Annotated in this window: 27 protein-coding genes; 14 read left to right on the top strand and 13 right to left on the bottom strand. The window is 51.2% G+C overall.

Annotated elements, in window-relative coordinates; translation table 11 throughout:
- Window positions 1-150 precede the first annotated feature (150 nt).
- Window positions 151-918 carry a hypothetical protein gene (locus EPA93_RS05725; protein WP_129886126.1) on the top strand — a complete coding sequence of 256 codons (768 nt, stop codon included), beginning with the start codon at window positions 151-153 and terminating at the stop codon, window positions 916-918.
- A 162-nt stretch (window positions 919-1,080) separates the two neighbouring features.
- On the opposite strand, the gene EPA93_RS05720 is transcribed toward EPA93_RS05725, so the two are convergent.
- The 3 genes from EPA93_RS05720 to EPA93_RS05710 form a co-directional block, all read right to left on the bottom strand.
- Complete coding sequence (locus EPA93_RS05720) at window positions 1,081-1,488, bottom strand: nitroreductase family deazaflavin-dependent oxidoreductase (protein WP_129886125.1); 408 nt, start codon at window positions 1,486-1,488, stop codon at window positions 1,081-1,083.
- A gap of 90 nt (window positions 1,489-1,578) precedes the next feature.
- Window positions 1,579-2,328, bottom strand: a complete 750-nt coding sequence (locus EPA93_RS05715) for a sulfite exporter TauE/SafE family protein (RefSeq protein WP_129886124.1) — start codon at window positions 2,326-2,328, stop codon at window positions 1,579-1,581.
- 363 nt (window positions 2,329-2,691) lie between these two features.
- Window positions 2,692-3,324 carry an MBL fold metallo-hydrolase gene (locus tag EPA93_RS05710; RefSeq protein WP_129886123.1) on the bottom strand — a complete coding sequence of 211 codons (633 nt, stop codon included), beginning with the start codon at window positions 3,322-3,324 and terminating at the stop codon, window positions 2,692-2,694.
- A 213-nt stretch (window positions 3,325-3,537) separates the two neighbouring features.
- On the opposite strand from EPA93_RS05710, the gene EPA93_RS05705 reads away from it, so the two are divergent.
- Complete coding sequence (locus tag EPA93_RS05705; protein WP_129886122.1) at window positions 3,538-4,062, top strand: MarR family winged helix-turn-helix transcriptional regulator; 525 nt, start codon at window positions 3,538-3,540, stop codon at window positions 4,060-4,062.
- Between the two features lie 151 nt (window positions 4,063-4,213).
- Here EPA93_RS05705 and EPA93_RS05700 read toward each other — a convergent pair whose 3' ends face one another.
- Together EPA93_RS05700 and EPA93_RS05695 are read right to left on the bottom strand one after the other, a co-directional pair.
- A complete protein-coding gene (locus EPA93_RS05700; RefSeq protein ID WP_207229455.1) occupies window positions 4,214-5,008 on the bottom strand; it encodes an NAD-dependent epimerase/dehydratase family protein in 795 nt (264 codons plus the stop codon).
- A gap of 111 nt (window positions 5,009-5,119) precedes the next feature.
- Window positions 5,120-6,067 carry a zinc-dependent alcohol dehydrogenase family protein gene (locus tag EPA93_RS05695; protein WP_207229454.1) on the bottom strand — a complete coding sequence of 316 codons (948 nt, stop codon included), beginning with the start codon at window positions 6,065-6,067 and terminating at the stop codon, window positions 5,120-5,122.
- 272 nt (window positions 6,068-6,339) lie between these two features.
- Between EPA93_RS05695 and EPA93_RS05690 the strand changes: the two genes are divergently transcribed.
- The 4 genes from EPA93_RS05690 (at window position 6,340) to EPA93_RS05675 (ending at window position 9,202) form a co-directional block, all read left to right on the top strand.
- The gene (locus tag EPA93_RS05690) at window positions 6,340-7,095 is read left to right on the top strand and encodes a DeoR/GlpR family DNA-binding transcription regulator (protein ID WP_129886120.1); all 756 of its coding nucleotides are present in this window, start codon (window positions 6,340-6,342) and stop codon (window positions 7,093-7,095) included.
- 223 nt (window positions 7,096-7,318) lie between these two features.
- Window positions 7,319-7,702, top strand: coding sequence for a serine/threonine protein kinase (locus tag EPA93_RS50250; RefSeq protein ID WP_129886119.1), 384 nt, complete (start codon window positions 7,319-7,321; stop codon window positions 7,700-7,702).
- A gap of 2 nt (window positions 7,703-7,704) precedes the next feature.
- Window positions 7,705-8,772: a serine/threonine-protein kinase gene (locus EPA93_RS05680; protein ID WP_129886118.1), complete on the top strand. Its 1,068-nt coding sequence runs from the start codon at window positions 7,705-7,707 to the stop codon at window positions 8,770-8,772.
- Window positions 8,750-9,202, top strand: a complete 453-nt coding sequence (locus EPA93_RS05675; protein WP_129886117.1) for a hypothetical protein — start codon at window positions 8,750-8,752, stop codon at window positions 9,200-9,202. Before EPA93_RS05680 ends, EPA93_RS05675 begins: the two co-directional genes overlap by 23 nt.
- A 190-nt stretch (window positions 9,203-9,392) precedes the next feature.
- On the opposite strand, the gene EPA93_RS05670 is transcribed toward EPA93_RS05675, so the two are convergent.
- Entirely contained in the window at window positions 9,393-9,800 is a 408-nt protein-coding gene (locus EPA93_RS05670; RefSeq protein WP_129886116.1) for a DoxX family protein, read from the bottom strand.
- 568 nt (window positions 9,801-10,368) lie between these two features.
- Between EPA93_RS05670 and EPA93_RS05665 the strand changes: the two genes are divergently transcribed.
- Window positions 10,369-11,985, top strand: a complete 1,617-nt coding sequence (locus tag EPA93_RS05665) for a glycosyl hydrolase family 79 C-terminal domain-containing protein (protein ID WP_129886115.1) — start codon at window positions 10,369-10,371, stop codon at window positions 11,983-11,985.
- A 126-nt stretch (window positions 11,986-12,111) separates the two neighbouring features.
- Here the strand turns inward: EPA93_RS05665 and EPA93_RS05660 are convergent, their stop codons facing one another.
- Entirely contained in the window at window positions 12,112-12,873 is a 762-nt protein-coding gene (locus EPA93_RS05660; RefSeq protein ID WP_129886114.1) for a glucose 1-dehydrogenase, read from the bottom strand.
- Window positions 12,874-13,064: 191 nt separating this feature from the next.
- Here EPA93_RS05660 and EPA93_RS05655 point away from each other — a divergent pair, with 191 nt between their 5' ends.
- Complete coding sequence (locus tag EPA93_RS05655; RefSeq protein ID WP_165422900.1) at window positions 13,065-13,424, top strand: ArsR/SmtB family transcription factor; 360 nt, start codon at window positions 13,065-13,067, stop codon at window positions 13,422-13,424.
- Between the two features lie 88 nt (window positions 13,425-13,512).
- On the opposite strand, the gene EPA93_RS05650 is transcribed toward EPA93_RS05655, so the two are convergent.
- Window positions 13,513-14,919 (bottom strand): AAA family ATPase, encoded by a 1,407-nt coding sequence (locus EPA93_RS05650; protein ID WP_129886112.1) that lies wholly within the window; start codon window positions 14,917-14,919, stop codon window positions 13,513-13,515.
- A gap of 424 nt (window positions 14,920-15,343) precedes the next feature.
- Here EPA93_RS05650 and EPA93_RS05645 point away from each other — a divergent pair, with 424 nt between their 5' ends.
- Window positions 15,344-16,573, top strand: a complete 1,230-nt coding sequence (locus EPA93_RS05645) for a cytochrome P450 (RefSeq protein ID WP_165422899.1) — start codon at window positions 15,344-15,346, stop codon at window positions 16,571-16,573.
- Between the two features lie 412 nt (window positions 16,574-16,985).
- A complete protein-coding gene (locus EPA93_RS05640; protein ID WP_129886110.1) occupies window positions 16,986-17,864 on the top strand; it encodes a phosphotransferase family protein in 879 nt (292 codons plus the stop codon).
- Between the two features lie 405 nt (window positions 17,865-18,269).
- Here the strand turns inward: EPA93_RS05640 and EPA93_RS05635 are convergent, their stop codons facing one another.
- A complete protein-coding gene (locus EPA93_RS05635; protein WP_129886109.1) occupies window positions 18,270-18,863 on the bottom strand; it encodes a hypothetical protein in 594 nt (197 codons plus the stop codon).
- Between the two features lie 247 nt (window positions 18,864-19,110).
- Between EPA93_RS05635 and EPA93_RS05630 the strand changes: the two genes are divergently transcribed.
- Together EPA93_RS05630 and EPA93_RS05625 are read left to right on the top strand one after the other, a co-directional pair.
- Complete coding sequence (locus EPA93_RS05630; protein ID WP_129886108.1) at window positions 19,111-19,602, top strand: GNAT family N-acetyltransferase; 492 nt, start codon at window positions 19,111-19,113, stop codon at window positions 19,600-19,602.
- A gap of 86 nt (window positions 19,603-19,688) precedes the next feature.
- On the top strand, window positions 19,689-20,264 hold the full coding sequence (locus EPA93_RS05625) for an RraA family protein (RefSeq protein WP_129886107.1): 576 nt from the start codon (window positions 19,689-19,691) through the stop codon (window positions 20,262-20,264).
- A gap of 192 nt (window positions 20,265-20,456) precedes the next feature.
- On the opposite strand, the gene EPA93_RS05620 is transcribed toward EPA93_RS05625, so the two are convergent.
- From EPA93_RS05620 to EPA93_RS05605, 4 genes are all read right to left on the bottom strand, one after another.
- Window positions 20,457-21,050, bottom strand: coding sequence for a dihydrofolate reductase family protein (locus tag EPA93_RS05620; RefSeq protein ID WP_129886106.1), 594 nt, complete (start codon window positions 21,048-21,050; stop codon window positions 20,457-20,459).
- 242 nt (window positions 21,051-21,292) lie between these two features.
- Entirely contained in the window at window positions 21,293-22,009 is a 717-nt protein-coding gene (locus EPA93_RS05615) for a helix-turn-helix domain-containing protein (RefSeq protein ID WP_129886105.1), read from the bottom strand.
- Between the two features lie 204 nt (window positions 22,010-22,213).
- Window positions 22,214-22,906, bottom strand: a complete 693-nt coding sequence (locus EPA93_RS05610) for a response regulator (protein ID WP_129886104.1) — start codon at window positions 22,904-22,906, stop codon at window positions 22,214-22,216.
- 4 nt (window positions 22,907-22,910) lie between these two features.
- Complete coding sequence (locus tag EPA93_RS05605; RefSeq protein WP_165422898.1) at window positions 22,911-24,107, bottom strand: sensor histidine kinase; 1,197 nt, start codon at window positions 24,105-24,107, stop codon at window positions 22,911-22,913.
- A gap of 322 nt (window positions 24,108-24,429) precedes the next feature.
- Here EPA93_RS05605 and EPA93_RS05600 point away from each other — a divergent pair, with 322 nt between their 5' ends.
- Both EPA93_RS05600 and EPA93_RS05595 read left to right on the top strand, forming a co-directional pair.
- Window positions 24,430-24,852 carry a hypothetical protein gene (locus EPA93_RS05600; protein ID WP_207229453.1) on the top strand — a complete coding sequence of 141 codons (423 nt, stop codon included), beginning with the start codon at window positions 24,430-24,432 and terminating at the stop codon, window positions 24,850-24,852.
- Window positions 24,853-24,907: 55 nt separating this feature from the next.
- Complete coding sequence (locus tag EPA93_RS05595; protein ID WP_165422897.1) at window positions 24,908-26,113, top strand: acyltransferase family protein; 1,206 nt, start codon at window positions 24,908-24,910, stop codon at window positions 26,111-26,113.
- Window positions 26,114-26,115 lie beyond the last annotated feature (2 nt).

Genomic DNA, 26,115 nt, shown 5'->3' with positions numbered 1-26,115 from the left:
AATGTTAACCTGTCCCTTGTGTCATAAACGTTTGAAATAGGCCTCCAAAGATTGTAGGGAGCGCGCGTCTGCAACGGTTGAGTTTTTTGCGTGAACGTTGGGGGTGTGGTATGTTGTACAGAACTAGGTGTGAAAGAGGAGTGTAGATGTATGCCGTACCACTTTGCCCGCGAGAACCAGGATTTTTCAGATTTTGCTACCGGAAGGGTATTTTATAGTCTGCCCGGACATCCAGCTTTTCCGCCTCGCCTGGCCAGCGAGATCTTTCAGCGTTGCCTTGCCTTGCGCACAAGGCAAGAGATGAGTGCCCCTTGTGTCGTCTATGATCCCTGCTGTGGCAGTGCTTCCCTCTTAAGCGCCATTGGGTATCTACACTGGTCTGTAATCAGGCATCTTATCGGTTCAGATATTGATGCGGAGGCCCTCAAGCTAGCCGAACGCAATATGGCGCTGTTGACACTTGAAGGGCTTAATCAGCGTTGCGCCGAACTGCGCACACGTGCTGAACAGTACGGAAGAGCTTCCTATGAGCAGGCGATCAACAGCGTTCAGCGTTTACGGCAGCGCCTACAAGTAATGCTCAAGACGCATGAGCTTTCGGCGACACTCTTTCACACCGACGCTACTGCGGGAAGTGCTCTATGTCAAAAGCTTGGCAAGCAGACTGTGGACATTGTGCTTTCAGATCTTCCCTATGGACAACAGTCTTCCTGGCGATCCGCCGAGCCAGCCCCTGGAGAGGTGCTAGAGCCGGTGCGCCAACTTCTGACAGCCCTGTTGCCTGTACTCGCAACGCATGCTATAGTTGCCCTGGTCACCTCAAAACAGCAAAAGGTGCAGCACGAAGCCTACCGGCGCCTGTCTCGCTTTGAGCTGGGTAAGCGACGGGTCGTATTCTTAACACCTATGGAACAATAGTCTGCGAAGAAGGACCATTCATCCCCAAAGTCTTCAGCTTCGGGACTTTCTGGCCTTTCGCCTATAAAAAAAGCACGAAGAGGGCGTGACGCAATGGTTAAATACCTCTTCGTGCTTTTTTATGGATTCAGCGCTCGGGAGAAGCCTGAATGGTGCGGCCTCTTAGGCGATGCGATCGAGCAGAACGACAGGGATTTTGCGCGTTGTTTTCTGCTGATACTCGGCAAATCCTGGCATTATTTCCACCATTTTTGCATACAGGCGGTCGCGGTCCTCCGGGCCGGCCACACTTGCGCGCACCTGATATTTCTCGGTGCCCACCTCAACTGTTGCCACAGGATTGGCCTGCAGATTGTGATACCAATCGGGATTGGTAGGGGCCCCACCCTTGGAAGCAATGATGACCAGGCGCTCGTCATCAGTGGTGTAGACCAGCGGCGAGACACGTTGTTTACCACTCTTTGCGCCTGTCGTTGTCAAAAGCAGCATTTTGGCATTCTGGAAATATCCTCCGACTTTGCCGCCATTGGCATGAAACTCTTCGATTATCTGCTGATTAAAATCGCTCATGGGAAGCTCCTTTATTTTTAATTAGTGACTTATAAAACGATAGCAAAAGGGTGTTTATTCCCTTTTGCATTCCATTTGCTGAAATTGTCTTCAGGCTGGATTGACTAGTAGCAAAATCCCCAGGGCCATAATGATGAAGAACACATATTGTTTAAACTTATCGGCAGGAATACGTCGATGGAGGAATAGCCCTAGAAGCGTAGCGATTATGATCGCTGGCAAAGAGAGGCCGTAGAGCATAAATAAGTTAGCAGTCCAGAGGCCGCCCAGCGCCTGGCCAATCACTACAAAGATTCCAGCCACGAGAAAGTGTGCCTGTAACGTGCTATGAAAGCGGGACTGATTCCAGCGGCGCAGCGTGCCGTAAACCACGACCGGGATGCCCGTGACGTTATAAGCGCTGCCCAATGCTCCGGCCACGAAACCAAAGGGAAATATCCAGCCGTTGTTATTAAACCAGGCCGGCAACGCTGCTTGTGCGATCAGGCCACGCACTAGCGAATAAAGGCTATAAATAATTAAGAAGATGCCCAGCGTTTTTGTGACAATCCCTGCCGGGGCAAACTTAACCAGGGCCAATCCAACCGGGATACCAAGCAGTGTTGCAACGCTCAGCCAGATCAATGCCTGGCGATCAATGTGGCGCCAACCAGAAGTGATAGTCATACCGGCAACAGTAAGTCCGGCCAACCCTATGAGTGAGATTGAGGTATTCAGGCTGATGGGCAACAAGGCTAGCAGCGGCATACTTATCACTGCCTCCCCAAAGCCAAATGTCGCGCGCATCAGTGCTCCAGCGAAAACTACTACTACCACCAGAACGACCATCGTAAGTGTCATTATAGAAATCCCTTCTAGTATTGCTATTACTTACTCCTTATTTTTTTGTATACTGCTCTCGAAATCATAGAGGCAGATAGCCTCTCCTTTTATGAAGAGCGACAAAAATTTGTAGGGTTTCTATTGTACCACATTATTCAGCTCTCTTGCTCACTTATACTGCCTTAGGGAGACGGTTTAAACTGTTGGGAGACAGTGAAATGGCTTTGCTGATCTGGATAATCTTTAAATTTGCTATATTGATATATTAGATAAATAAAGTATTGAATGTGTCGCTAGTTGTAAAGATTGACTGATATATTGCTAGATTATTGATGAAGGCTCTCGTAGCCAGCCAGGTGCGCGAGCTAGAGAGCCGATATCTTAGTCGCTTAGCGTCTCCCAGAGCGAAGCGCGCTGTAAGGGCTCTCCATGAGCCGGGCAGATCCAGTTGAACTTGAGATGTTGAACCGCCCGGAGAGAGCGCTTTAATGCCGCCCTATCCCAGTTGAGTACAGCCGGTGCCGTACGCAGTTTATTCTTTCTATTCACAACGAGATCGCCGCTAAAGAGGACGTCACCGTAGAGAAAAGAGACGTGGCCAGGGGTATGCCCTGGTGTCGGGATAACTTCTAGCGGCCCGATTTTCTGCTCCGCTTGATATATCTGATCAACCTGCGGAGGCTCTACCTTGATCAGCGCTTGAATCAGTCGTTTGATGCCCGTACGTGAGCGTTGACCGAGGATATAGGGTAGGTCTTCCTGTGAGGCCCAGACCTGTGCGCCTGATGCTTGCTGCAATGCACGCACATTGCCTATATGATCGCCGTCGTGGTGGGTAAGGAGAATATGTGCAATATCGGTTGGCTTGAGGCCAATCATCTCCAATTCTGCCAGGATAGCGCCAGCGCGCCCTGGAAAACTGGTATCAATGAGGATTGGCTCAGCTTCCCGGATCAAATAGGCATAGCTGCCTCTGGTAGACTCTAGTTTGTGTACGCTGGGAGTAATCTCCATCTATTATTTCCTTCTCTGATCATATTTGCTTGGGCCGATCCTGGCCTATGATTATATAGAGTTAACTTGCCTGTTTGGTTACCTATATTAACATATTAATATGTTTGCTGGATGTATATTAACATGTTAATATGTGACTTGTCAACCAGTTGCTGATAGCATGCCTCTGGGGATAGAATAAGTGAACAAAGAAAGCCGAAAGGGAAGCGCAAGATGGATCGAACTCAGCATATGGGGGCTGACAGGACAGCAGAGAAGCCAGGCACAGGCTCGAAAAAAGACAGCCTTCCGCTTCTTAGCGCTTTACATGAGACTGCTCGGGCAGTTGAGGCAGCTCTTAATGCAGTGCTTGCTCCCATCAACTTCAGCGGGGCACAATGGGCAATCCTTCATCTTATTGATGAACATCCAGGCGTAGCGGGTGCCGAGATAGCCCGTCAAGGCAAGATTAGCCCGGCAGCCGTGACGACCATGCTCAAGCGTCTTGAAGCCACGGGCATGATTGAGCGGCATGCCCAGACCCGTGGGCGTATCATAGAGACCCATTTAACGGCTTATGGGCGCGAACGTTTGTTAGAAGCCGATGCTATTGTTAAGCAGGTAGAGCAACAGCTAAGTGCGCTGTTGGGGGAGCGCGAGCTAAGCCGTGTGCTCGCTGATATGGCGCAGTTCATGAACACCCTCAATCTCCTGGCCAGAAGCAGCACTGAAACGGAGCATGATTTCCAGCCGGAGTAGGTCAAGATATAGTATTATGTGGGAAACCTTCTATGTCAGGCCAAAGAAGAGAGCGCAGCCTGTAAGGCTTCCCATACTCAAGCGGATGCCGTGCTTATGCCTGGTTAGATTTGCCGCCATCAGCCGCGCTATCCTCCGCATTTGGTGAGCGCTAGTCCTGTAGCCAGCCCTGTAATTGATCTTTAAAGAGCTTGAAGGCATCGTCCTGAGGAGCATAGCCCAACAGCGCGCGCGTGCTTTCGATTTCAAACTTCTTAAAGAGATTGTTTGAGATGCCATGAACAATCGCATAGGAGATATCTGGCGTCTCAATGCAGCGCGTGAGCAGCTGGTTTAAATCGCGCTCGCTGACATAGCCGCTCAGGTTATTGATATGGGGTTTGTGCTGTAGAAGCCATTGGGCCTTTGTGCCATTAGTATCATAGGCGCCGATACGCACAACGATGCTAGAGAGGCCTTCGGTATGCGCGAAATAGTAGGCCACCGCCTCGCCAAAGCATTTGCTTACACCATACATATTCACGGGCCGCAGCAGCGATTCAACCTGTGGCTGTACATCGTCTGGGTAGCCAAGAAGAGTCTGGACGCTACTCGCGAAGATGACGCGCTGACAGCCCTGATCTCTGGCCGCGCGGAACATATTATAGGTTCCCTGAATATTATTGTGCAGCAGCGAGCCCAGAAAATCTGCCTCGGGATTGGGGTCGGCGGCAAGATGGATAACTATATCCATGTCACGGCAGGCCTGCTGGCAAGCATCCAGATCGGCAATGTCTAGCTCGACAATTTCGTGCCCTTCAGCTTGAAGCTTACCCAGGGCTGTTATATTGCGGTCGGCCAGGCGAAAATGAAATTGCTCGGCGCTGCTTCTGAAGAAGGCAGAACCGATTCCACCTGCGGCACCCGTCAGCAAGATGCGTTTTCTCTTTGCGCTTTGTTCTCTCACGCCTCTCGTATCCTTTCTGGCGCTAGCTCTAGTCTATATACTATCATGAGTATATCACCTGGAAGCGCGCAAGCGGCTGATTGCCCGCCCGTACCTGATTTTCAGAGATCGCTATAGATGAATGGCAATTTTACCGAAAGTATTGCCCTCAAATAAGGCTTGAAAGGCTTGAGGCGCCTGCTCGAAGGGAAATGTGCGCCCGACGATGGGCTTGAGCTTGTGCTTGCTAAGGGCGCGGTTCATCGCCTCAAACATGGCCCGATTGCCAGTCTGAATAGCTTGCAGGCGTATATTCTTATTAAAGAGCAACGGTAAATCAAGAATTGCTTGCATGCCTCCTAGCGCGCCGACCAGGTGAATGTGCCCGTTGTGACGAATTGCCTGTAGTGAGCGCTCAATGGTAGCCGTCCCGCCCACATCCAGGACGTGATCAACGCCGCGCCCATCCGTCAGATCGAGCACATATTGATCCCAGGCTGGAATTTCTCGTACATTGATAGTTGTGGCCGCGCCCAGGTAGGTGGCTTGCGCTAGCTTTCCCTGATCCCGCGACGTAATGATCACCTTTGCCCCGGCCAGGACGGCAAATTGCAGGGCGAAGAGCGAAACCCCTCCTGTTCCCTGAATGAGAACTATCTCGCCCGGCCTGACCTGATCAGCCTCCATCAATGCATGCCAGGCGGTCACACCGGCAATCGGCAAACTGGCAGCCTGGACATTGCTCAAATGCTCTGGCACGCGCACAACTCCCGCCTCCGGGAGCACAACATACTCCTGGAGCATGCCGGTACGCGGCGTACCCAGCGTTGATTGGAGCATGCCCGGTTGCAGATTTCCTGCCAGCCACTCTTGCACGAAAATGCCGGCCACTCGGTCACCAATCTGAATATTCTTCACTGCTTTGCCCCGCGCTACCACTTCGCCGACGCCATCGGAAACAGGAACGGCGGGCAAAGAGAGATTGGGTTGCAGGATGCCCCGGACCACCAGCGCATCGCGAAAGTTGAGGCTTACAGCTTTGACTTTAATTAGCACTTCTTGTGAGCCAGGCTGCGGCACCGCTCGTTCGTTAAGCCGGAGCGCATCAAGATGATAGCCCTGGAGTTCAAATGCCTTGATGGTGCGTATCCTTTCTAGTGAAGCACAGTTTTAAGCTTGAATCTCATCCATAGATGCAAAATAACGCAGCTTCAAGAGAAATAACGAATGTGCTATACTATACTAAGCTCAGTATACAGGCAGAAATTTACAACGTCAATGAAAAACCTGAAGGTTGCTGCAAAAACCATGCAGTTTCGTGAATTCTAGAGACGATCGGGGAAAAGAAAAGGATGTTAACAGCAGAACGTCGTCAGTATATATTGAATATGCTGCACCGCGATGGCAAGATTGTCGCCAGGAGACTGAGTGAAGAGTTGGGGCTCTCGGAAGATACGATTCGGCGCGATCTGCGCGACCTGGCCGAGGACGGCAAACTTGTGCGGGTACATGGGGGAGCGCTGCCCAGCTCGCCGGCCACAGCAAACTTCACGGCTCGGCAGGAACAGGCTCCCCAGGCCAAGGAAGCTATTGCTCAGGCCGCGGCCGCTATGGTGCGAGCGGGACAGGTAATTTTCCTTGATGGCGGCACCACGAATCTGTTGGTAGCGCAACACCTGATGCCCGACTTGCAGGTGACTGTCATTACGAATAGTCCTCCGGTCGCCGTAGCCCTGGCCGAGCATCCTCGCGCTGACGTCCTGTTGCTGGGAGGCCAGCTATTGAAGCATTCCATCGTCACGGTTGGCACCGCCACCTTAGAAGCTATAAGCATGGTGCGAGCCGATCTTTACTTTTTGGGCATTTGTAGCTTGCACCCGGACATGGGGATTAGCACAAATCACCTGGAAGAGGCCTATCTCAAGCGAGCCATGGTCGAGCGCTCCGCTGAAGTAATTGCCCTGGTCTCGCCTGAGAAGCTCAATACGGCCTCCTCCTATCGCATTGGCCCGCTAACAGAGCTATCCGAGATCATTACTGAGCGCGAAGTTGCTGAGGAATTGCTGGCTCCTTATCGCAACCTGGGAATCACAGTAACGCGCGTCTAGCCAGATCAGCTCGTGGTCTGTCCCTCACTTATCTCATCTCACCCACTTTGCAGACAATGGGCAAATATGTAAGGCAAAGCACAGACGCTTAGTATGCAATTGCCTTATTATTATATTCTATATCTTGTTTCATTTTAAGCCGCGTATTGTGTTATGATTATAGAAGCCCTGGCTTTCTCCAGGCGCAATTATCTCTACAACATAATAAATAAGGTGTAACTTTATGCTTCTTGCAGGGACGCAGCTTGGCCATTATCGCATTGCCTGCTTGATTGGTCGCGGCGGCATGGGAGAAGTCTACCTGGTTGAAGATACGCGTATTAAGCGCCAGGTTGCTATTAAGGTAATTCACAGCTTTGTTGAAGAAATGGCCAGCGATAAGGCTTTAGAGAATGATATACGTCTCTTTCTACGTGAGATGAAGATTGTGGCGGCTCTTGATCATCCACATATTCTACCTCTTTATGATTTTGGTGAAGAGATTTTGCAAGAACGCAAACTGCTTTATATGATTATGCCCTATCGGCCCGAGGGCTCTCTGGCCACCTGGTTAGCGCGTAGAAAGAATAGCCCCTGGTCCCGCCCACGGAGATTGCCTATCTTGTAGAAATGGCTGCCTCTGCACTGCAATATGCACACGATAACCAGATTATTCATCGGGATGTCAAGCCGCAAAATTTCCTGATTCAATATCGCTCTGAACAGCCAGAGCGCCCTCATCTCCTGCTGACTGATTTTGGCATTGCTAAAATCAGCTCGATTACCAGCTACAGCAGTATGCATATCCGTGGCACGCCAGTCTATATGGCGCCTGAACAGTGGAAGGGTCGGGCTACGGCTGCGACTGATCAGTACGCTCTTGCAGTAATGGCCTATCAACTGCTCACCGGACAGCCTCCTTTTCGTGGCGAAATGGTAGAGGTTATGAACCAACATTTTACGAAGGAGCCGGCTGCGCCAGGCGGGCTCAATCCGCGTGTGACACCGGCTCTGGATGCGATGATTCTGCGTGCCCTGGCGAAAAAGCCAGAAGAGCGCTTCACTTCTGTTACGCATTTCTCGCAGGCCTTTAAAAAATCGCTTGAAGATAATAGCATTATACATAAAGAGACGCCTATAAATAAAAATGGAGATAATATTCCAAATGCTAGCTCTGCTCTAACTGCTGGAAATACCAAGGAAAATGAGGTTGCTACTTCTCATGCATCCAACAATGTCTTGGCAACATCTCCTGTTCCTACGGCAAGCGCTAAGGAGCTAAACAAATATAAAGCTTTACGCTTGCGCTCTCGCCCTGTTGCTGTTGCACTGGTGCTATTAGCTGTACTCCTACTTGGCGCAAGTTTGTGGAGCTTGCGCACATTTCAACAGAGTACTGGTCAAGCTTCAGGGTTGTTAAAGCTGGCTGCAACTATCAGCGGAGATGCGGCTACTGCGACGGTGAGTAGCTTTCAAACGATTGTTGCGAATAAGGAAGCTACCAGTGATACTATAAATCATGCAGCTCAGGCTAGGGCTGACGCCGTTTATCCGTATCCAACATATATACCGGGGCAGGGGACATTTGTGTTCTATAATTCCTTGCTTGATCAAAATGATAGCGAGTGGCGCCAGTATGGAGACTGTACTTTCTTTGCTCAGGATGGCTTACAACGTGCAGGCATCGACTCCCAATAGTATGGCTAATTGCGTTACCATTGGTGAGCACAATTTAATTGATATGACAATGCAGGTACAGATGACGATCCTTAAGGGCGGCTGTGGCGGAATTGGTTTTCGCGGGAATTATGATGGATCATTCTATTTCTTCGAACTTTGTCGGGATGGTAGCTATACTCTACGTGCCTTTTCGCCTTCTAATGGGTCTGGCAAGATTCTGGCTCAAGGTACATCACCCGCTATCCGTAAGGAAGTAGGCGAGACCAATACTGTAGCCATCACAGGTAAGGGAAGCAATATTGCTGGCTATGTCAATGCGCAGCAGGCCTGCCACGTGATTGATGGTACCGACTACAATACCTACAATAATGAACTTGGTCTGCGGGCGATTGCAAATGCAAATCCGACAGAAGTCGTATTTAAAGATGCGACTGTGTGGCGTCTATGAGCTTGGCGCGCAGGGGAGATGTAAGGAGTTTGCTGCGAAGTTCTGATGCCGAAGAGTTGTTCCTCATCGGGGACTTGTGAGAAGTTTTTGAGAAGCCCGGATTGTCCTGCCTGCTGCGTCCTCTCCACGTGCCGGGCTTCTCAAGGTGATAGGCTCTTTCCAGCTCAACTTTAGCTTGTAGCTTGATTGGCTAGCGTTGCCACGAGAAAAGTGCGCGCAGACGCTCGCTGCGCAGGTAGAGGCCACTCCAGATCAGGATGCCGAGATAGACCGGGAAGAGCACATGGCTGAACAGTGGATCGCCAAGGCGCAGGTGGCTGGCAATTGCTCCACCCAGGTAGCCGGTTAGCAAGATTGCGCCAAGAAAGGAGGTGGGCCTAAACATGTAGAGCACAATGCATGCGAGCTCAATAATGCCGAGGCTCAAGGCCAGGCTCACCGGGTAACCAAGCTGCTGCATTGATTCTGCAACTGCGCTTACCTGCATCACATGGGTGATACCGTCGAAGAGGAGAAATAGTATGGCGAGTGCGCTCAGCGCTCGACCGATCCAGAGGCCGGTCTTTGTGTTTGGGGCAGCATGTGTTGTCAGTTGCATGAAAGTTTCCTCCTTAGAATTCCTGTTTATCAGCATTATTGCTATTGAGTAGCTTCCAGCGCTATTTTCTGATTTACTTCTAGTGGTGCCGTCATAGCGTGGATGTCGGGGAAGCTACCCAATTCTCTGTGCTTTATGTCTCTGCATAGCTATTCCAATTGACTGAGCAAGAAGCGGAAACTTTCTGCCCTTATCTAAAAATTTTAGCCCTATCTTGCGCATTTTTACTACCATCTTTTCTGCTCTTCAGAAGCTCAACAGGAGAAAAATATTTTGTGCCTCTATAGGCAGCAATAGCTATATTTGGCTATGTGCAACTCTATAAGCTATTGTTTGGAATTGAAACTCTTATAGTGAGTTAAGTTCTAGCTAGCTCACTATAAGAGAAAATGCTGATGATTGAAGTATATAAGCGCTTGTCCTAAAAGAAGTTTAAGGGCCAGGCAATCCTTGAAATAGCGATGTTTCATCTATTTGGGCAACAAGAAGAGGAGACATTTAGCAGTTATTTAAGGAGGTTCTTATCAAGAGCTTATAAATTCTCCAATCTGGAAAGGGATAGCGTATAGTGTTGAAATTTTGCCAAAAATACCTGAACTTGCGCATTTTTACCTGGATGCTTACACTACTGCTCCTGATGCCTGTTCTTATTGATATCAGTCCGGTGCCGATTTTTGCCGATTCGCCGCGAGATAAAGCATCAGCAGGGGCAATAGCATCAAAGCCAATCAAAGTTCCAGATTTAGCCCCTGCGCGACCTGCTCAGGGAGATCCCATAAATATAGTTGTTGGCAATATGCAGAATCCAGCTGGCAAAAATGAGCAGACTGAAGAAGCTAATCTCTCCGGGCCCGATAGCTTAACCGGAGGCTATAAGCGTGTGCGCCCTGGTTTTGCTAGCCTTAGTCTGGAAACATATCATGTTTGCAATTTTTTGCTGGATAGCAACCAGGCGAAGATGAAAAACATAATCAAAAACCTGGGTCCAGGCGGTACCATTCGCATTGGTGGGGCCAGTCTCGAAGCGACTGGTTGGGATAGTAAAAGCACACGGCCTTGTCCAAAGGCAGAACTGGAGGATACTGCTACAGTAACGCCTCTAATGATACAGAAACTGTTGGAATTTGCACATAGCATTGGCTGGAAAGTTATCTGGGGAGTCAGCCTGCACATGACACCAGAACAGGCAGCCGAAGAGGCATTGACGACGCTCCAGCTTGCTGAGCAGATTGGCCAAGATGGTAATTCGCCGCTGCTAGCAATTGCTATTGGCAATGAGCCTGAGATCGATATGCCGGTAGGCACGACCTATAGCCAGTTCCGCGCAACCTGGGAGGCAGAATATAATAAGATTAAGGCCAGCGCCTCTCATGCTGTGATTGAAGGGCCCGATACTTGTTGCACCGAAAATGATCAGTGGTTTACCAATTTCATGCAGGATGAAGGCGGGAAGATTCAGATCGCGGCTAATCATCTCTATCCAACCAATGCGAAGGATCATCCTACAATCGGCACTATCTTAAGTCCAGAATTGAGGCAAGAGATGATTGATTGGATTGATCGCCTCCATAGCGCCTCTTCAGCGCAAGGCTTGCCTCTTCAGCTTGCAGAGACGAATTCCATGGCGGATTCGCCCATACCAGAGGTGGGTAAGGCGCTGGGGCAGAGCTTATGGACTGCCGATTACCTCTTTTTTGCCCTGGAACACGGTGCTGTCGGCTTAAATTTCCACGGAGGTATTCGTGGAGATGCTACCTCTCCTATGCATGGAGATGCACATTCGCTGGTAGTTCAGGCTACCTATTATGGTATGCTTTTCTTCCGGCAAGCTACCACTTCTGGAGGTTACAGCATTCCAGTTCAGGCCCCTCCTGTCTCAGATTCTTTCAACCTGGCTGTGCATGCTATTCATGGCAGAGATGGCAAGCTCTATGTTGCTCTGGTTAATAAGGGGGCGCAAGGCTACAAATTGCAAGTTGTTAGCGGAAGACCCTATTTGCAGGCGCAGTGTTTACGCTTGCAGGCTCCCTCCGTCGATAATCAAGATCAGATTACTGTGGCGGGTGCGGGTATACGTGACGATGGAAGTTGGTCAGCTAGCCAGATCGAACAGTTACCCGTAACAGATGGGATGGCGTTCGTGACGGTTCCCGCATATAGCGCTGCCCTGCTCACCTTTGCTTAGGCTGAGGTTTCGTATCCGGCCATTTCGGCAGCGTTTTTTATTGGAGCTAGAACAGAGAGAGGTTGGGATGAGCACCTATAAATCTCTCTCCATCCCGGAAAAATATGCTGCCTGGAATGCAGGCGCTTATTGTAGGGTGAAGCCGCCATCGAGTACGATGTCATGCCCAACGACGAGCGAGGCCTCGGGCGAACTGAGCCAGAGTACGGTGTTGGCCACTTCTTGAGGCTGGCCAACGCGCCCAAGAGGCGAAGAAGTGGCCACACGCTGGTCGCGCTGCTCATCAGTTTCGTTGGCTTGCCTGGACATAGGTGTGCGAATCGGACCAGGGCTCACGGCGTTGATACGAATACCTGACTTGATATATTCAAGTGCCGCCGATTGGGTTAACATGCGGACGCCAGCCTTGGCGACGGCATAGGGCGTTACCATCGGCCTGGCTACGTGGCCGCCTATATTTGAGGACATATTGACGATGATGCCCGAGCCCTGCCTTAGCATCTGCCGAATTTCGTATTTCATGCTGAGCCAGGTGCCTTTGAGGTTGATATCGAGAGTAGTATCCCAATCGGTTTCCGTCAACTCGATTAAGGGTCCCTTCCCTCCCAGATAGCCGGCGTTGTTGAAGGCAATGTCCAGGCGGCCATAGCTGGCGACGATCTCTTTGATCAGGTGGGCTACCTCGCTCTCAACTGTGACATCTGTCTTAATAAAGCTTGCCTGCGCTCCCTGCTCTCTGAGGTGCGAAACTGTCTTCTCACCCTCGCTAGCCCTACGACCGGCAATAATAACGCTAGCTCCTTCACGGGCGAAGGCCAGCGCAGTGACCTGCCCAATGCCTGTACTTCCTCCGGTAATCATGACGATTTTCTGCTCGAATCTAGCCATGTACGTAAAAACCTCCCGGATGCCTGTGCAAACATCTTCTAATGCTTGCTTATTACCCTGGCGATGGCGGGCCGACGAATCCTTATGTCATTGTTTGCCAGGTTTATAAAAAAGTTATTCAAAAAAAATTGGAATGTGCGAGTATTATACTGCAAATTTTTTTGCTATGTCAAGGGAAAATATGCTATACTATGGACATGGAGCAGAAGTTATTGCTAGCAAAGGTTGCCTCGGCGCTGAGCGATCCAATCCGACTGCGCATTCTTGACATATTGATCAAGGGGCGAGACGAGACCTGTATCTCGACTCCGCATCCTGAGTTGCCTTATGCGTTATGTCCATATCTAGATGTGCGCCCGAAGTTGGATAATATTGCGCCATCGAAGCTTTCTTATCATCTCAAAGAGCTTCGTGACGCCGGGCTCGTCGAAGAGCGCCGGATGGGCAAGCAGGTCTTTTATCTTGTCAATCACAAGACAGTTGAGCAATTTCTACAGGCAGTCAAAGAGAGCTACCTCATTCCCCTGCCTGACGCGGTTACGCCCAGATAGGGAAGGCCGAACCGCCTAGAAATTGCTCAGGATATTCAGTGAGCACTCAACAAGGAGTGCTGATTTGTTGTGCCTGTGATAGAGCCTCTCAGCGAGCCTGATTGGCCTGGCCGGCTCCCAACAACTGCCGGGTTAATTCTCCACTCTCAAACAGGAGCTCCTTAAGTGCTTCCTCAACATGTGCATCGCTGACAACAATCGCGGTTTGCTGTTGCTCATCGGCGGCCAGCAGAGTAGCCTTGCGCAACATTTCCTTGATGAAAGCCGCGCTGACTCCCTCAGTCTGGTCGATCAACCGCTCTAATTGTTGTAGGTGGAGCTGCAAGCCTCGCCCATAGAGCTCAATGAGACGCTTGCGGCAATACCGGTCTGGTAAAGGCAGTTCGCTGGCCTGATCGATGCGGCCGGGGCGGCTGGCCAGGGCCGGCTCTAGAATTTCAGGTCGGTTCGTGGTTAGAATGAACAGGATATCGGCGTCATCGGAGAGGCCGTCCATCTGGTTGAGCAGTTCGAAGAGGAGCGGAGAGCAGCCTACTTCGTGGCGAGTACGTTCCTCGGCAATCAGGTCAACATCCTCAAGAATCACTGTGGCCGGCTGCAGGAGCCGGGCCAGCGTGCAGGAATGTTCAAGCAGGCCGATCCCGCGCCCGGTGAGCAGAATCACTGTGCGATCAGTCATTTGTTTGGCCAGATAGAGCGCGGTAAGGGTTTTGCCGGTGCCTGGAGGTCCGTAGAGCAGAAGCCCACGCTTGAGGTGCCGTCCGGCGGCGAGCAGGGCATCGCGATGCTGCGAGAAGCCAATGGTTTGCCGCTCGATCCTTTCCAGGATGCCGGCTGGAAGAATGATATCCTCGCGCGTGACAGCTGGTAGATGGTGAAATTTGACAGTCAGGCCGTCTTGATCCGTGCCCAGCGAAATGACGTGCCCCCGATAGACGTTGCGCATCCTCATCTCTGTGCGCAGTTCGGAGAGAAAACGCTCGCCTACTTCGCGCTGAAGGGTCATTACTTCGATGCGTACCTTGGCCCGAAAGCTCTGCAAGTTTGGCCCCTGCACCAGCAGAGCAAGCGGCTGCCCGGCCCGGCGGATCAGATACAGTCCCATTTGGATACAGGTAAGAGGTTGGCCGTCATGTAGCATGATATTGAGATACTCAACCGGCCCTACAGTGAACTTGTGAGGCCGATCTTTATCGATGAGATAAGCAAGTTTGATTCCCATGTGCTCATAGGGAGAAACAATTCCCAGGATCTCGTATGAGCAGCCTTCGCGGCTCAGTAGGTTGGTAAGCGCGACATGTAAGTTGGGCTGATCGGTGGTTTCGAACTGCTCGCTAACGACAGGCAAAGTCTTCAGATCTTGCGCAAAAAGTTCCTTCAGGTGGGGTATAAAATCACCTTCCTGGCGGGATGCTGCGTGCTCTGTCACCTTGTCCATAAAAGCTTTGAAGGAGGTAAGAAAGGCCTGTGTCTCGGCGGAAAACTCGGTAGACATGAAGAGGCTCCTTATCTTAATTTGTACTGTGCTTCGTATCCTGGATTTCTGAAATGCTGAACTAGGAAAATGTCACCTGAAAACTCCATATGCGTGGCTCGCTATATAACATAGGCAGCCCAATCTAGCGCTTTCCTGCGAAGTAAAAGGGAAGAACGAAAATTTAGTGAATGGGAGGATATTACTACATTTTTACGAATATGTGGAGTACCGAACATAAAATAGCATTACATTTACTAAAAGTCAAGTGTTGCATGCAGCTAAAAGGCTCTCTTCCTCCTATCTTTATCTGACCTGACATCCAGATCGTGAGTTGAATGTGCATAAGTTTTTTCTTGACAATGAATCTTGCAATATACTATATTTGGGGAGAATAAGCTGTTTTTATGTTCGGTTGGCATGTTAGAGAAAAGGGAGGATTATCTTGACCTCGCAACGTCCGCCGCTGGGAGCAAGCTTTGACCCGGTACATACCCAGGTAGAGCTCCCCTATACCTTTTACGCCCGGATCAGACAAGAGGAACCGATCACCTTCAATCCCGAGCTCAATGCCTATCTCGTTTCGCGCTACGACGATATTCGTTCCATTTTGTCGCAGCCAGAATATTTCTCTTCAAAAGAAGCCCTCGATTTTCCTGTGAAGTTCCATGAGCAGACCCTGGCTGAACTGAGGAAGGGCTATCAGTTTGTGACTGCAACTATTAATAGCGATGGAGCCAGGCATAAAAGGCAGCGCGCTCCATTCCAGAAAGCCTTTGCTCCGGCCCGTATCAAGAGCATGGAACCCCTCATCCAGGAGGTGGCAATCAGGCTAGCGAATGCTTTTCGTGAGGACGGTCGCGTAGAGATTATTTCTCAGTTTGCCTATCCGCTTCCCCTGGAAATCATCCTCACGCTTGTCGGGGTTCCCCTGCAAGATCTAGAGATGATCAAAGCGCGCAGCGATGCTGCACGTTTGTTATTATCGCTAACCTTACCTCTGGAGCAGCAGGTAGATTGTGCGCGTCAGTTTGTAGAGCTTCAGCACTATTATGCTCAGCTCCTTGAGGAGAGGCGAAAAAAGCCGGCTCAGGATTTGATCTCTGATCTGATCAGTTCCGGCGAGGAGGGCGAGGAGCAACCATCCCTGCCTGAGCTTATTCGCCAGATAATGGGCGTAGTTGTGGCCGGCCACGAGACTACCACGCATTTGATCGGCAGCGGCCTGATTGTCTTGCTTGAGCAGCCGGAACGCTGGCAGGAGCTTTGTGCGCATCCTGAGTATATTCCTGTTGCGATTGAGGAGATCCTGCGCTTGCGCGGACCCGTACAGGGATTTTTCCGTACGACTACTCAGCAAGTGACAGTTGGCGGTCAGCGCTTGCCGGCTGGGACCAGGCTATTTTTGCTGTATGCTTCGGCCAATCGCGACGAGGAGCGTTTTCCGCAGGCTGAGCATTATATAGGCAATCGTCAACCTAATCATCATCTGGCCTTTGGTCATGGAGTGCATTTCTGTGTGGGCGCGCCGCTGGCTCGCCTGGAGGGTCGCATTGCCTTTGAGACTTTGACCCACTATTTCCCTAATCTGCGCCTGGTGCCTGATCAGCGCTTCTTCTATACCTTCAACCTCACAACCTATGGCTGCCAGCAAATTTATCTAACCTGGAACTAACTTTGTGAAGGCGGGGCATGAGCCAGCTCAGGAATTTTCGGGGAGAGCTCATGCTCGCTTGCTTCTCATTTAGCACTTCTCCAGGCAAAAAGAGAATCTGCTTGCCCGCCATTAGGGATAGTTAATTTACCTATGGTGCTGAAGCGAACGGATAGGAGGTCTCAGTGCGTGTGATTTCTCTTGTACAATGTGGTTGTGTTTACACGAGAAGATGTCCTGTGTCTTCTCCATCGCAGAAAACAGGAACTGGAGTGCATTGAGGAAGCCCGAAGCGGTGATGAAGAGCGAGAAGTCGAATGGCATGCATGCACGAGCAAATCCATCGTGCATGATCCCCGTGAATCAGTTGACGAGCCCGAGGTAATAGGCTAAGATACGAACGAACCATCACCAGAAAGGGCACAGAGAGCACATGGACAAGCCATCAACGTATATCCGGGCGATCCACGCTGCCTATCCTGATTTCACCATTGAAACCGTGCAGCTCAATCAGAGTGGCCAGTTCAATGATATTCTTGTCGTGAACGACGAGAGCATCTTTCGCTTTCCTAAAACACCGCGTGAGGCGGCCAAGTTGGTCACAGAAACCGCTATTTTGCGGAGTGTACAACATCATGTGACGCTACCCATTCCTGATCCCATTTATCAGAGCAAGCAAGCCGCTTCTATTGGCCATGTCTTTATGGGATATCGTCTGCTGCCAGGAGAACCACTTTGGCCCGAAACGCTCCCAACCCTCAAAGATGAAGAAGTGCAGCACCTGGCAGATCAGTTAGCGACGTTTCTCCGCCAGTTCCATGCCATCCCTGTGGAAGCACTTGAGGTGGAGCTTCCAGCCTTCCAGGGATGTGAAGAGTGGCGAGAGTTGTACAACCGCTTTCGGAGTAGACTGTTCCCTTTCATGCGGGCAGAAGCTCGCAGTTTGGTCACTGAGCAGTTCGAAAATTTCTTGAGTGATGAGCGCAACTGTCACTACGCACCCACCCTCGTTCATGGCGATTTTGGGCGAACTAATATTCTCTACAACGCCAAGACGAAAAGCATTAGTGGGATCATCGACTTCAGCGAAGTCAGATGGGGTGATCCCGCTGTCGATTTTGCTGCTATTCTCAGTCCTGTCTGCTATGGAGAGCCATTTCTTGAACGCTTTTCTGTCCATTATCCAGGAATCGAGGCGGTGTTGTCGCGAGCACGTTTCTATGTGGGGACGTTCGCCTTGCAGGAAGCCTTATTTGGTCTAGAAGACGAGGATCACGAAGCTTTTGAAAGCGGGATTGCAGCAGATCGGTAACGTTTGACTCTGCGTCCTGCCCTTTCTCGCTGATGGCTTATTCATTTTGGCGATAACCTCTCGTCAAGGGATATGGATTGACCATACGAAAACAGTATGATATCTTTTCCTCAGTTAGAGGAAGTGTCTACATAATCAAGGAAGTGCTTGTACGCGCTGATGCGGCACCCATTCGAGCAGCGTTCGCTAAACGAAGCATCTTTTTCGGCTAGACGCAGAGTAAAACTGCCATATTGATTTGTGAGAATATGTGCTTTATTCTTGAGTGGATAGGCTCCCTGGGCCAGCAGATCGCCAGTATAACCTGGGAAAAGCCTCTCTAGCGCGTAGACATGGTGTTATGGAATCGATGCTTCAAGGCAAGATGCTCACAGACACAACCGCGCTTCTGAAAGCTCTGCCAGGTCACATATCTGAGTCTGAATGGTTTTCCCCAGTAGCTTCACCGCTGCTCAAACGAAAAGAGAGCTCTGAGGCGCTCTTTGTTGCAAGCTGTCTGGCTTGTTTCGGCTTAAAGTAGAATATATCAGCCAGGAGGCCGAGCCCGGCTAAAAAATATACTCCTCCGATTACCCATTGAGCCCGTTCTGGCATAACTAAAATCGTATGACCAGCGGCAAGCTCAAAACTGAAGGCAGCCAGAAGCAATTCAAGTCCACGAACCCAGAGCCGATACTGCCAGGGCAAGGCTCCTTGAGCTTGCTGAAACAGGAGAGATCGTTCGTGTTGGCGCAACTGATTGATAGCCTCTACTGGCACCGGCCCCCAATTGGTCATAATCTCGCTTACCGCAAACCCGCTCATGAGTAGTGAGAACACCACAAATACTACAAGAGATGGAATATCGCGAAAGGGAGAACGAAAAAGCGTTCCGATAAAGAAGGACAAGATAAGGCAGAGAAGCAATATGCCCGTCAGAAGTCGAAGTAGCCGTATCTTCTTCAAGCGTCCCTTGTACCAGCTTGTTTCGGGCTGATCGGGAAGTGATTGTTGTTGCATAGAAGTCTCCTTTGCGTTTCTACAGAATAGGATGCATAAACGTAAGAAGATGTGACAACGAGAAGAAAAATGCTCACATCTTATCTCTTCTCAGCCAGACTTTTGCGCGAGCCGGCTGTGTTTGCCTGATGGCAGAAGCGGCTCTATACTGACATTTGACCACAGATGTGATATACTAGAACATCCATACTATATAAATATCGCTGAGCACCAAAGACAATCCTGGCTGGCAAAAAGAAAGGATATCATGAAAGAAGCCGTTACCCCCACTATTCGCTTGCGAGACGTTATGATGAGCGACCTCCCCATTTTCTTTGAGCAGCAACTTGACCCACAGGCAATCTATATGGCAGCTTTTACGCCCAAAGATCCTGCCGATAAAGAGGCCTTTACGGCTCGTTGGAACAGGAATCTGGCCAATGAAGCCAATATTATTCAGACCATCCTCTATGCTGACGAAGTAGCCGGCTCGATCTCGATCTATGAAAATGAGAAGGGCCATTCAGAAGTTACCTACTGGCTAGGTAAGCCCTATTGGGGCAAAGGCATTGCCAGCGCAGCCCTGGCGATCTTACTCAAGCGTATCGCAGTCCGCCCGGTGTATGGGCGTGCCATAAAGGATAACCTTGCCTCTCTGCGTGTCCTGGAAAAAGCTGGCTTTGTACGAATCGGTGAGGACCGGGGCTTCGCCAATGCGCGCAACCAGGAAGTGGAAGAGTTTATTCTCAGGCTGGATTGAAGCGAGTGCTGCATTGTATTTCGACCTTTTGAGGGGATATACTGAACAAGCGAAATGCAATTTATGAGAGGTTAGCACAAAGATTTATGGAAAAATTTCCAGAGTGGCTTAACGCAACCCTTGCCTCCGATGCAAGCTCGGGCGAGGGCGTTCTCCCCAACAATATACTTCCTCTGCAGCCTAATTCGTTGGTCGTCGGCCCCGCTTATGTGGCTCTGATGAGTCAGAATGATAATCTATCTGTCCGCAAGGTGCTAGAGAATCTGCCTGAGCCCGGCACGGTCCTCGTCATCGCAGGCGGTAGCACATCGCATATGGCTACCCTGGGTGGCTTGATGGCCTTGCAAATGCAGAATGGCGGTATTGCCGGCCTGGTAACTGATGGGCTGGTACGCGATTCTCGTGAGATTCGCGAAATGAACTTCCCCGTCTGGTGTCGTGGTGTCACGCCAACGGCGCCTAAGAAAAATGGACCGGCCATCGTCGGAGGTACTGTCTCGATTGGCGGCAAGGTGATTCGTGATGGCGATCTGGTAATTGCTGACGATGATGGTGTGGTCATCTGGCCCCAGGAAAGAATTGCCGAGCTGCTTGCCAGGGCCGAAGCCCGTTTGAAGCAGGATAATGAGCGTTTAGCACGCCTGCAAAAGCAGAAGCGATAAGCCTGAGACCTTGAAACTTTCAAGCTCAACCTTGTTGAAAGATTTCCCTGCAGGAAGATAAGAGCACGTAAGTTTTTGCGCTGTGACGTGCAGCAAGTCCGGAAATCCTGGCAATGGAGCAAACCTTTCCGGACTTGTTGGGGCTTATCTGCGTGTGGCAAGAAGAAGCTATCTTGCCACTGCGCTAATTTCTTACTTGTTGATGCGGTAGGTGATGTGGGTAACGCCTTTTGAGGGCACCACGCTGGCGATTTCCATCTCAAGGGGCGCGTCAAGTTCGGCGAATAGGCGCACACCCTTGCCGAGCAGAAAAGGCACAAGATCGACAAGAATTTCGTCGAGCCAGCCGGCCTTGAGACACTGCTGTACAAGCGTCGTGGAGGCTATTGCAACGTCTTTCTCACCGGCGATCTTGCGGGCCAGAGCCAGGGCGCTTTCCAGGCCATCGTGGACGAAAGTTACTGGCCATTCCGGTTTGCACCATTCTGGTGGGGGCTGATGTGTCACCACAATTATGGGTACATCCATGGGGTGCTTGCCTCCCCAGCCGTGGGTCATATCGAATATGCGGCGCCCGGCCACGATCACGCCAAAGCGTTTATAATCTTCCTCAAAGATGCTAGCACTCTCTTCGGGGACTTTGAGCTCGATATCTCCATCACCTTTTACGGCGGTAATTTCTGTATCACCGCTCATCATCCATTTGAAGACCTGCTCTACCTCATCGTTGGGGCCGGCGACAAAGCCATCCAGCGACATTGAGAACTCTGTAGCAATTTTTCCCATTATGCTACTCCTTTATTTTGTGTTTTCGGCTCTTTGGGAAAACATAGCTATAGTATCTCAAGGTGAGAGGCTTGTCTTGTATCAAACGGCAAACTAAATTTGGTATAGGACGCGATCTTTCAAGGCCATAAATGAATGCAAGTTGAAGCTCTTTTTGGGAAGACTGAAGTTTTTGCAAATACCGTTTGCGGTACGCAGATAGCAGTTTTTAATAGAGAGCAAGAGGACGCCTGCATGCTTGCTCAGCACTCATCGCTCCATTTTTTATGGCTGGAATGTGGACTTAAGCGACTGATTTGCGCCGGGGTATAGCCAATGAATTGCTTCAGCGATTTGGTCAGGTGCGCTTGATCGAAGTAGCCGGCCTCATCTACGGTGTCGAGAATAGAGACTCCGTTTTTTAAGAGGGTAGAGGCATGTTGGGCGCGCCTCATCTGCCGAATGTAGCTAGCGCTTAAGCCTGTCGAGCGTGCAAAGCGATAGCGCAAAGTGCGTTCGGGCACATCTTTTGCGCGCTCCTTTTGCTCTTCTTCTAGCACGGCATTGACAAGGGGATCATAGGCCAGCACCCCAGCGCGGGCGAGCCTATTAACGAATGTATCGGCGTTTTCATAATCGGGAAATTGCCAGGCTGAGCCGGAGAGCCAGAAGGATTGCCGCGTCGCCCCTGGGAGCTCCGTCTCTTTATCTAATATGAGCTTTGTGGGTAGATGGGGCAAAAAGGTGCCCAGCTTGAATTTGATCCAGAGTAGTTCAGCGCCCTCGGTATAGGAGAGCGGGCTCGCACTCGTTAATGGCCCAACGACGAGTAGATCGACCTTGCCATGCAGTTTGCGCAGGACCATGTGCCAATGGCTTATAGAAGGACGTATGGTGCTGCCATCTCTCACCGTATGACCAAAGGAAATACTTGCTACATATGGCGAATCTGACAACCTTTCCTCAGCAAGAATACTCATACTGTTCCTCCTTAACGTGATATTGGCGAAATGAGGTAAATTTCGTTTTGCTACCCCTGGCGCTCACCGGCTCAGCCTCAAGCATATTATAGCAGGCCTGCCAGAAAAGAACTTCTCAGATCTTGCTCTCCGGGCAGCATTGTCACTTGAGAAGAGCAACGCCTCTTCCTCCTCTTGAGAAGATAGCGTGTAGCCGGGCTTTGCCTACAGCAAGCCTAGCTCTTTAGCCTTAAGCGCGGCCTGGGTACGATCGCGCACGCCTAGCTTGCCCAGGATGTTGCTCAGGTGGTTTTTGACGGTGCCGCTGGCGATATATAAGGACTCGCTGATTTCACGATTGGAAGCGCCGCGCACAAGTAAGGCCAGGACCTCCCGCTCGCGCTCAGTCAGGGCCGCTACGTCGCTCGGGCCGCTTGACGTAGGGCGTCCAGGGGTGGTGGCTGGCTCGTCAGGTGCCGAGGAAAAGGCGGCGATGACTTTATTGGCAACGTCAGGATGTAGGAGAAACTGACCCTGGGCGACGACGTGAATGGTCATGGCGAGCTGCTCGGCAGTGATGTCCTTGAGTATATAGCCCTGAGCGCCAGCTTGCAGGCCTGACTGGATAAGCTCTCGATCATCGAAAGTGGTAAGGATGATAATGCGGATCTCGGGCCAGCGCTCTTTGAAGGCCCGCGTGGCCTGAATGCCATCCATATGCGGCATGCGCACGTCCATGAGCACTACATGGGGAGCCATTTGCCTGGCGGCAAGACATTTGACCGTGGACAAGGCTTCCTCACCATCGCTGGCTATGCCTACTACTTCAAGATCTGGGGCAAGTTCGATAAGTTCGCGGAAGCCCTCGCAAAGCAAGCGCTGATCATCTACAATCATCACGCGGATTTGCTCTACCATGTGGTTACACCTTCTCCCTGGTATCATGTGTTCTTGGGGCGCTGATCCTTGCTCGCCCCTGGTTTTTGTTGAGTGGAAGCACCACTTCGACGCGCCAACCGCCCCTGGAATCCGGGCCGGCTTGCAGCGTTCCGTTCAGGAGTGCAACGCGTTCGCGGATGCCCAGCAGGCCGAAGCCAGAAGTGCTTTGCTCAGGGAGAGGAGCGCCTCCCTGACCATTGTCAAGGATGGTCAGTTCTACCTCTCCCTTCTGCTCAGCGCTCGTCGAGAGGCGCAGCAACACCTTCGTCGCATGTGCATGCTTGCGAATATTGGTCAAGGCCTCCTGCGCGCAGCGATAGAGCGCCAGAGAGAGTTCCGGGTTGAGAGGTTGCGTCGCTTCTTCCAGATCGAGCGTAATGTTGGTTCCGTGGCAGTTGCTTTCAAATTCGGCCACCAGCTTGCGCAGTTGCTCCTGTAGCGAACCGTGCAAGGCCTCATCGGGTCTGAGGGCCTCGACAGAGTGACGGACGTCGGTAAGGCAGGCTTTGGCTACTCTGCGTGCTTCCAGCAGTTTCTCGCGTAGACGGGGATCGCCGCGCGCTTCGAACTGCGTTGCAGTTTCCAACTGGACCGCCAGTAAGGTCAGGGCGTGGCCCAGCGTATCGTGAATTTCACGGGCAATCCGGTTGCGCTCGCGCACTACCGAAAGTTCCTCCACCTGTGCGCTATACTCTTGCAGGCGCGTATGAGCCAGGGCGAGTTCCTGGATCATCAACGTGCACCCACAGATGGAACTGAACGAGATCAAGAGGATGATCTGCGCACCGATATCCAACTGTTTGTTTACAAGGCTAAGAGTTAGGCCTGTACCCACCCAGAGAGTGCCTGCGAGCAATAGACCGAGATAGCGTGGTTTGAGCACGACCAGCAAACAAGCAGTCTCCGTAGGTAAGATCGGCAGCCAGTAGACGTTTGCGCTTGGCAATGGAGTGAAGAGGGAGAAGCAGGCCAGGCAAAACAGCACAAGCCACCAGCCAGGATGCCAATCTTTCCTCGCTATATAAAGGGTCGCGATCCAGGCTCCGTAGATGCCCGTGAGAAGCAGAAAGCTGACCAGGGTGTGCTGGATTAGAAAGAGCCCAAAGATATAGGCTGCGCCTGCAACGCAATAGGCGGCCCACTGCGAGAACCAGCCTATTAGCGCGGATTGCGTTTGCATGATTTGTGCTTGCTTGTCTGTCATATATATGCCCACCAATGCTAAGAGATACGCTTTTCGTAGTATACTCCACCAACTTTTCTCTTACCAGTGTTGCTGGGCATAGATCTTCTCGACAGGGCCTATGGCTCTGGTCATAGGTCTTCTTAATTGATCTATAGCGCTAGTCTAAATTGCCCAGGCCAGAAATAGGCTTCGATTTGTGTCTGATGGGTCAGGCGCTGGGAGGTGTTTGTCAGCTATACTCCCCTCAACGAGCACTCCAGATGGAGGCCGAAGCAATAAACAATAACTTTGTAAATGAAACGAAAGGATCATCACCTTGAAGCCTTCAAATATAAGCGAAGAACGCCTGGAACATAGTCAGACAGCGCTACGTAGCGTGAAGCTGCTTGTCAGCTGCTATCTCGCCATCAGCGTGCTCACTCTCGTGTTTGCCATCTTTATGCGCAACAACGTTGCCTTAGTTACTCCAGCGGTCTGGATACGTGGCTCAATTGTCGCGGCCAGCGCCTTGCTCACGCTCATCTTTGCTCTACAAATGGCCCGTGGCTCCAGTCGTGGATATCTACGGCTGCGGATCGTCTCGGCGATCATGCTGGTGGCTATTATCGTCATCATTGTGCTTCCCGGTGTCTTCCCATTCTGGATGAAAATTGAACAGGGCGTCTGTGGGCTGCTTCTACTCGGCGTGGTCGTGATTGTCAATGGCAAGGGTCTGCGCTCGGCCTTTGCCGCCCGCTAAAGCGAGCACAAGTACCAGCGGGGCTTTCTCATACCCTGAAAGGGAAGAGTTGAGCATGTCATATTATCAAGAGCAGACATCAGCAGCGAGCGTTGATAGTAATACGAGCCTGGCCCGGCCAGGCTCGCCAGCGGGCAAGCGTGTGCGCATCTTCTTCCTCGATAACCTGCGGGTCGCCTTGACGGTTTTGGTGGTTTTGCACCACCTGGCCGTGATCTATGGGGCTACTACGGCTTTCTACTACGTAGAGCCTCCTGGCCCGCAGGACCGCTTAGCATCCCTGGTGTTCCTGGTGTTTGTACTCTTTAATCAGGCCTACTTTATGGGCTTTTTCTTCTTGATCTCCGGCTACTTTACTCCCGGTTCCTTTGAGCGCAAGACGCCGGGAACCTTCTATAAGGATCGCCTGGTGCGTCTGGGCATCCCGACGCTTGCCTATGTGTTTGTGCTCAGCCCGCTTGCGAGTATCAGTCCCTTGCTGAGCCCGACGCCCGGGAATTTTTTTCACCTGACGCCTCTGGCTAGCTGGCAGCAATTTCCTGAGGCGCTTGGCGTAGGTCCGCTCTGGTTTGCGGAGATGCTCCTGATCTTTGATCTTGGCTATATCATCTGGCGCTGGCTGATACGTGGCCGGGTTCAAATCGGCGAGCGCACGTCAAGGCCACCAACCTACCTGGCTGTAGGCCTCTTTATTCTGGGCCTGGCGCTAGCAAACTATATGATGTGTATCGTGGTACCGATGGGCATGTTTATCCCGATTCTCGGTTTCCCGACGCTCTCTTTCTTGCCGCAGTACCTCAGTTTCTTCGTCCTGGGCGCCATCGCCTTTCGCCAGAACTGGTTTCTTACCATTCCGGGTTCTATGGGAAAAATTGGCTTCGTGGCTGCTGGGCTGGCGACGCTTGTGCTCTTTCCCCTGGCCCTCTCCGGTGGAACTGCCTTTCTGGGCCACGGAACCTGGCAATCAGCGGTATATGCGCTCTGGGACAGCACTTTCTCTGTGGGAATTTGCCTTGGCGCGATTACTCTGTTCCGCCGCTTCTTCAATCGTCAGAATCGCTTTGATCGCATGCTATCGCAGCAGTCTTTTACAGTTTATATCATCCATATTCCTATTATTGTCCTGTTCGCGCTTGCTCTACGCGGCTTCCATGCCGAGGCGTTACTCAAATTTGCCCTGGCCGCGCTAGTTGGGGTTCCGCTCTGCTACGCGCTGGCCTCCCTGGTGCGCAAGATTCCGTTCGCCTCAAAAATCCTCTGAGG

Origin of the sequence: Ktedonosporobacter rubrisoli (assembly GCF_004208415.1) — a bacterium.
Taxonomy (GTDB): domain Bacteria; phylum Chloroflexota; class Ktedonobacteria; order Ktedonobacterales; family Ktedonobacteraceae; genus Ktedonosporobacter; species Ktedonosporobacter rubrisoli.
The sequence above is the reverse complement of the archived record's forward strand: the minus strand, read 5'-3'. Positions and strand labels throughout refer to the sequence as shown.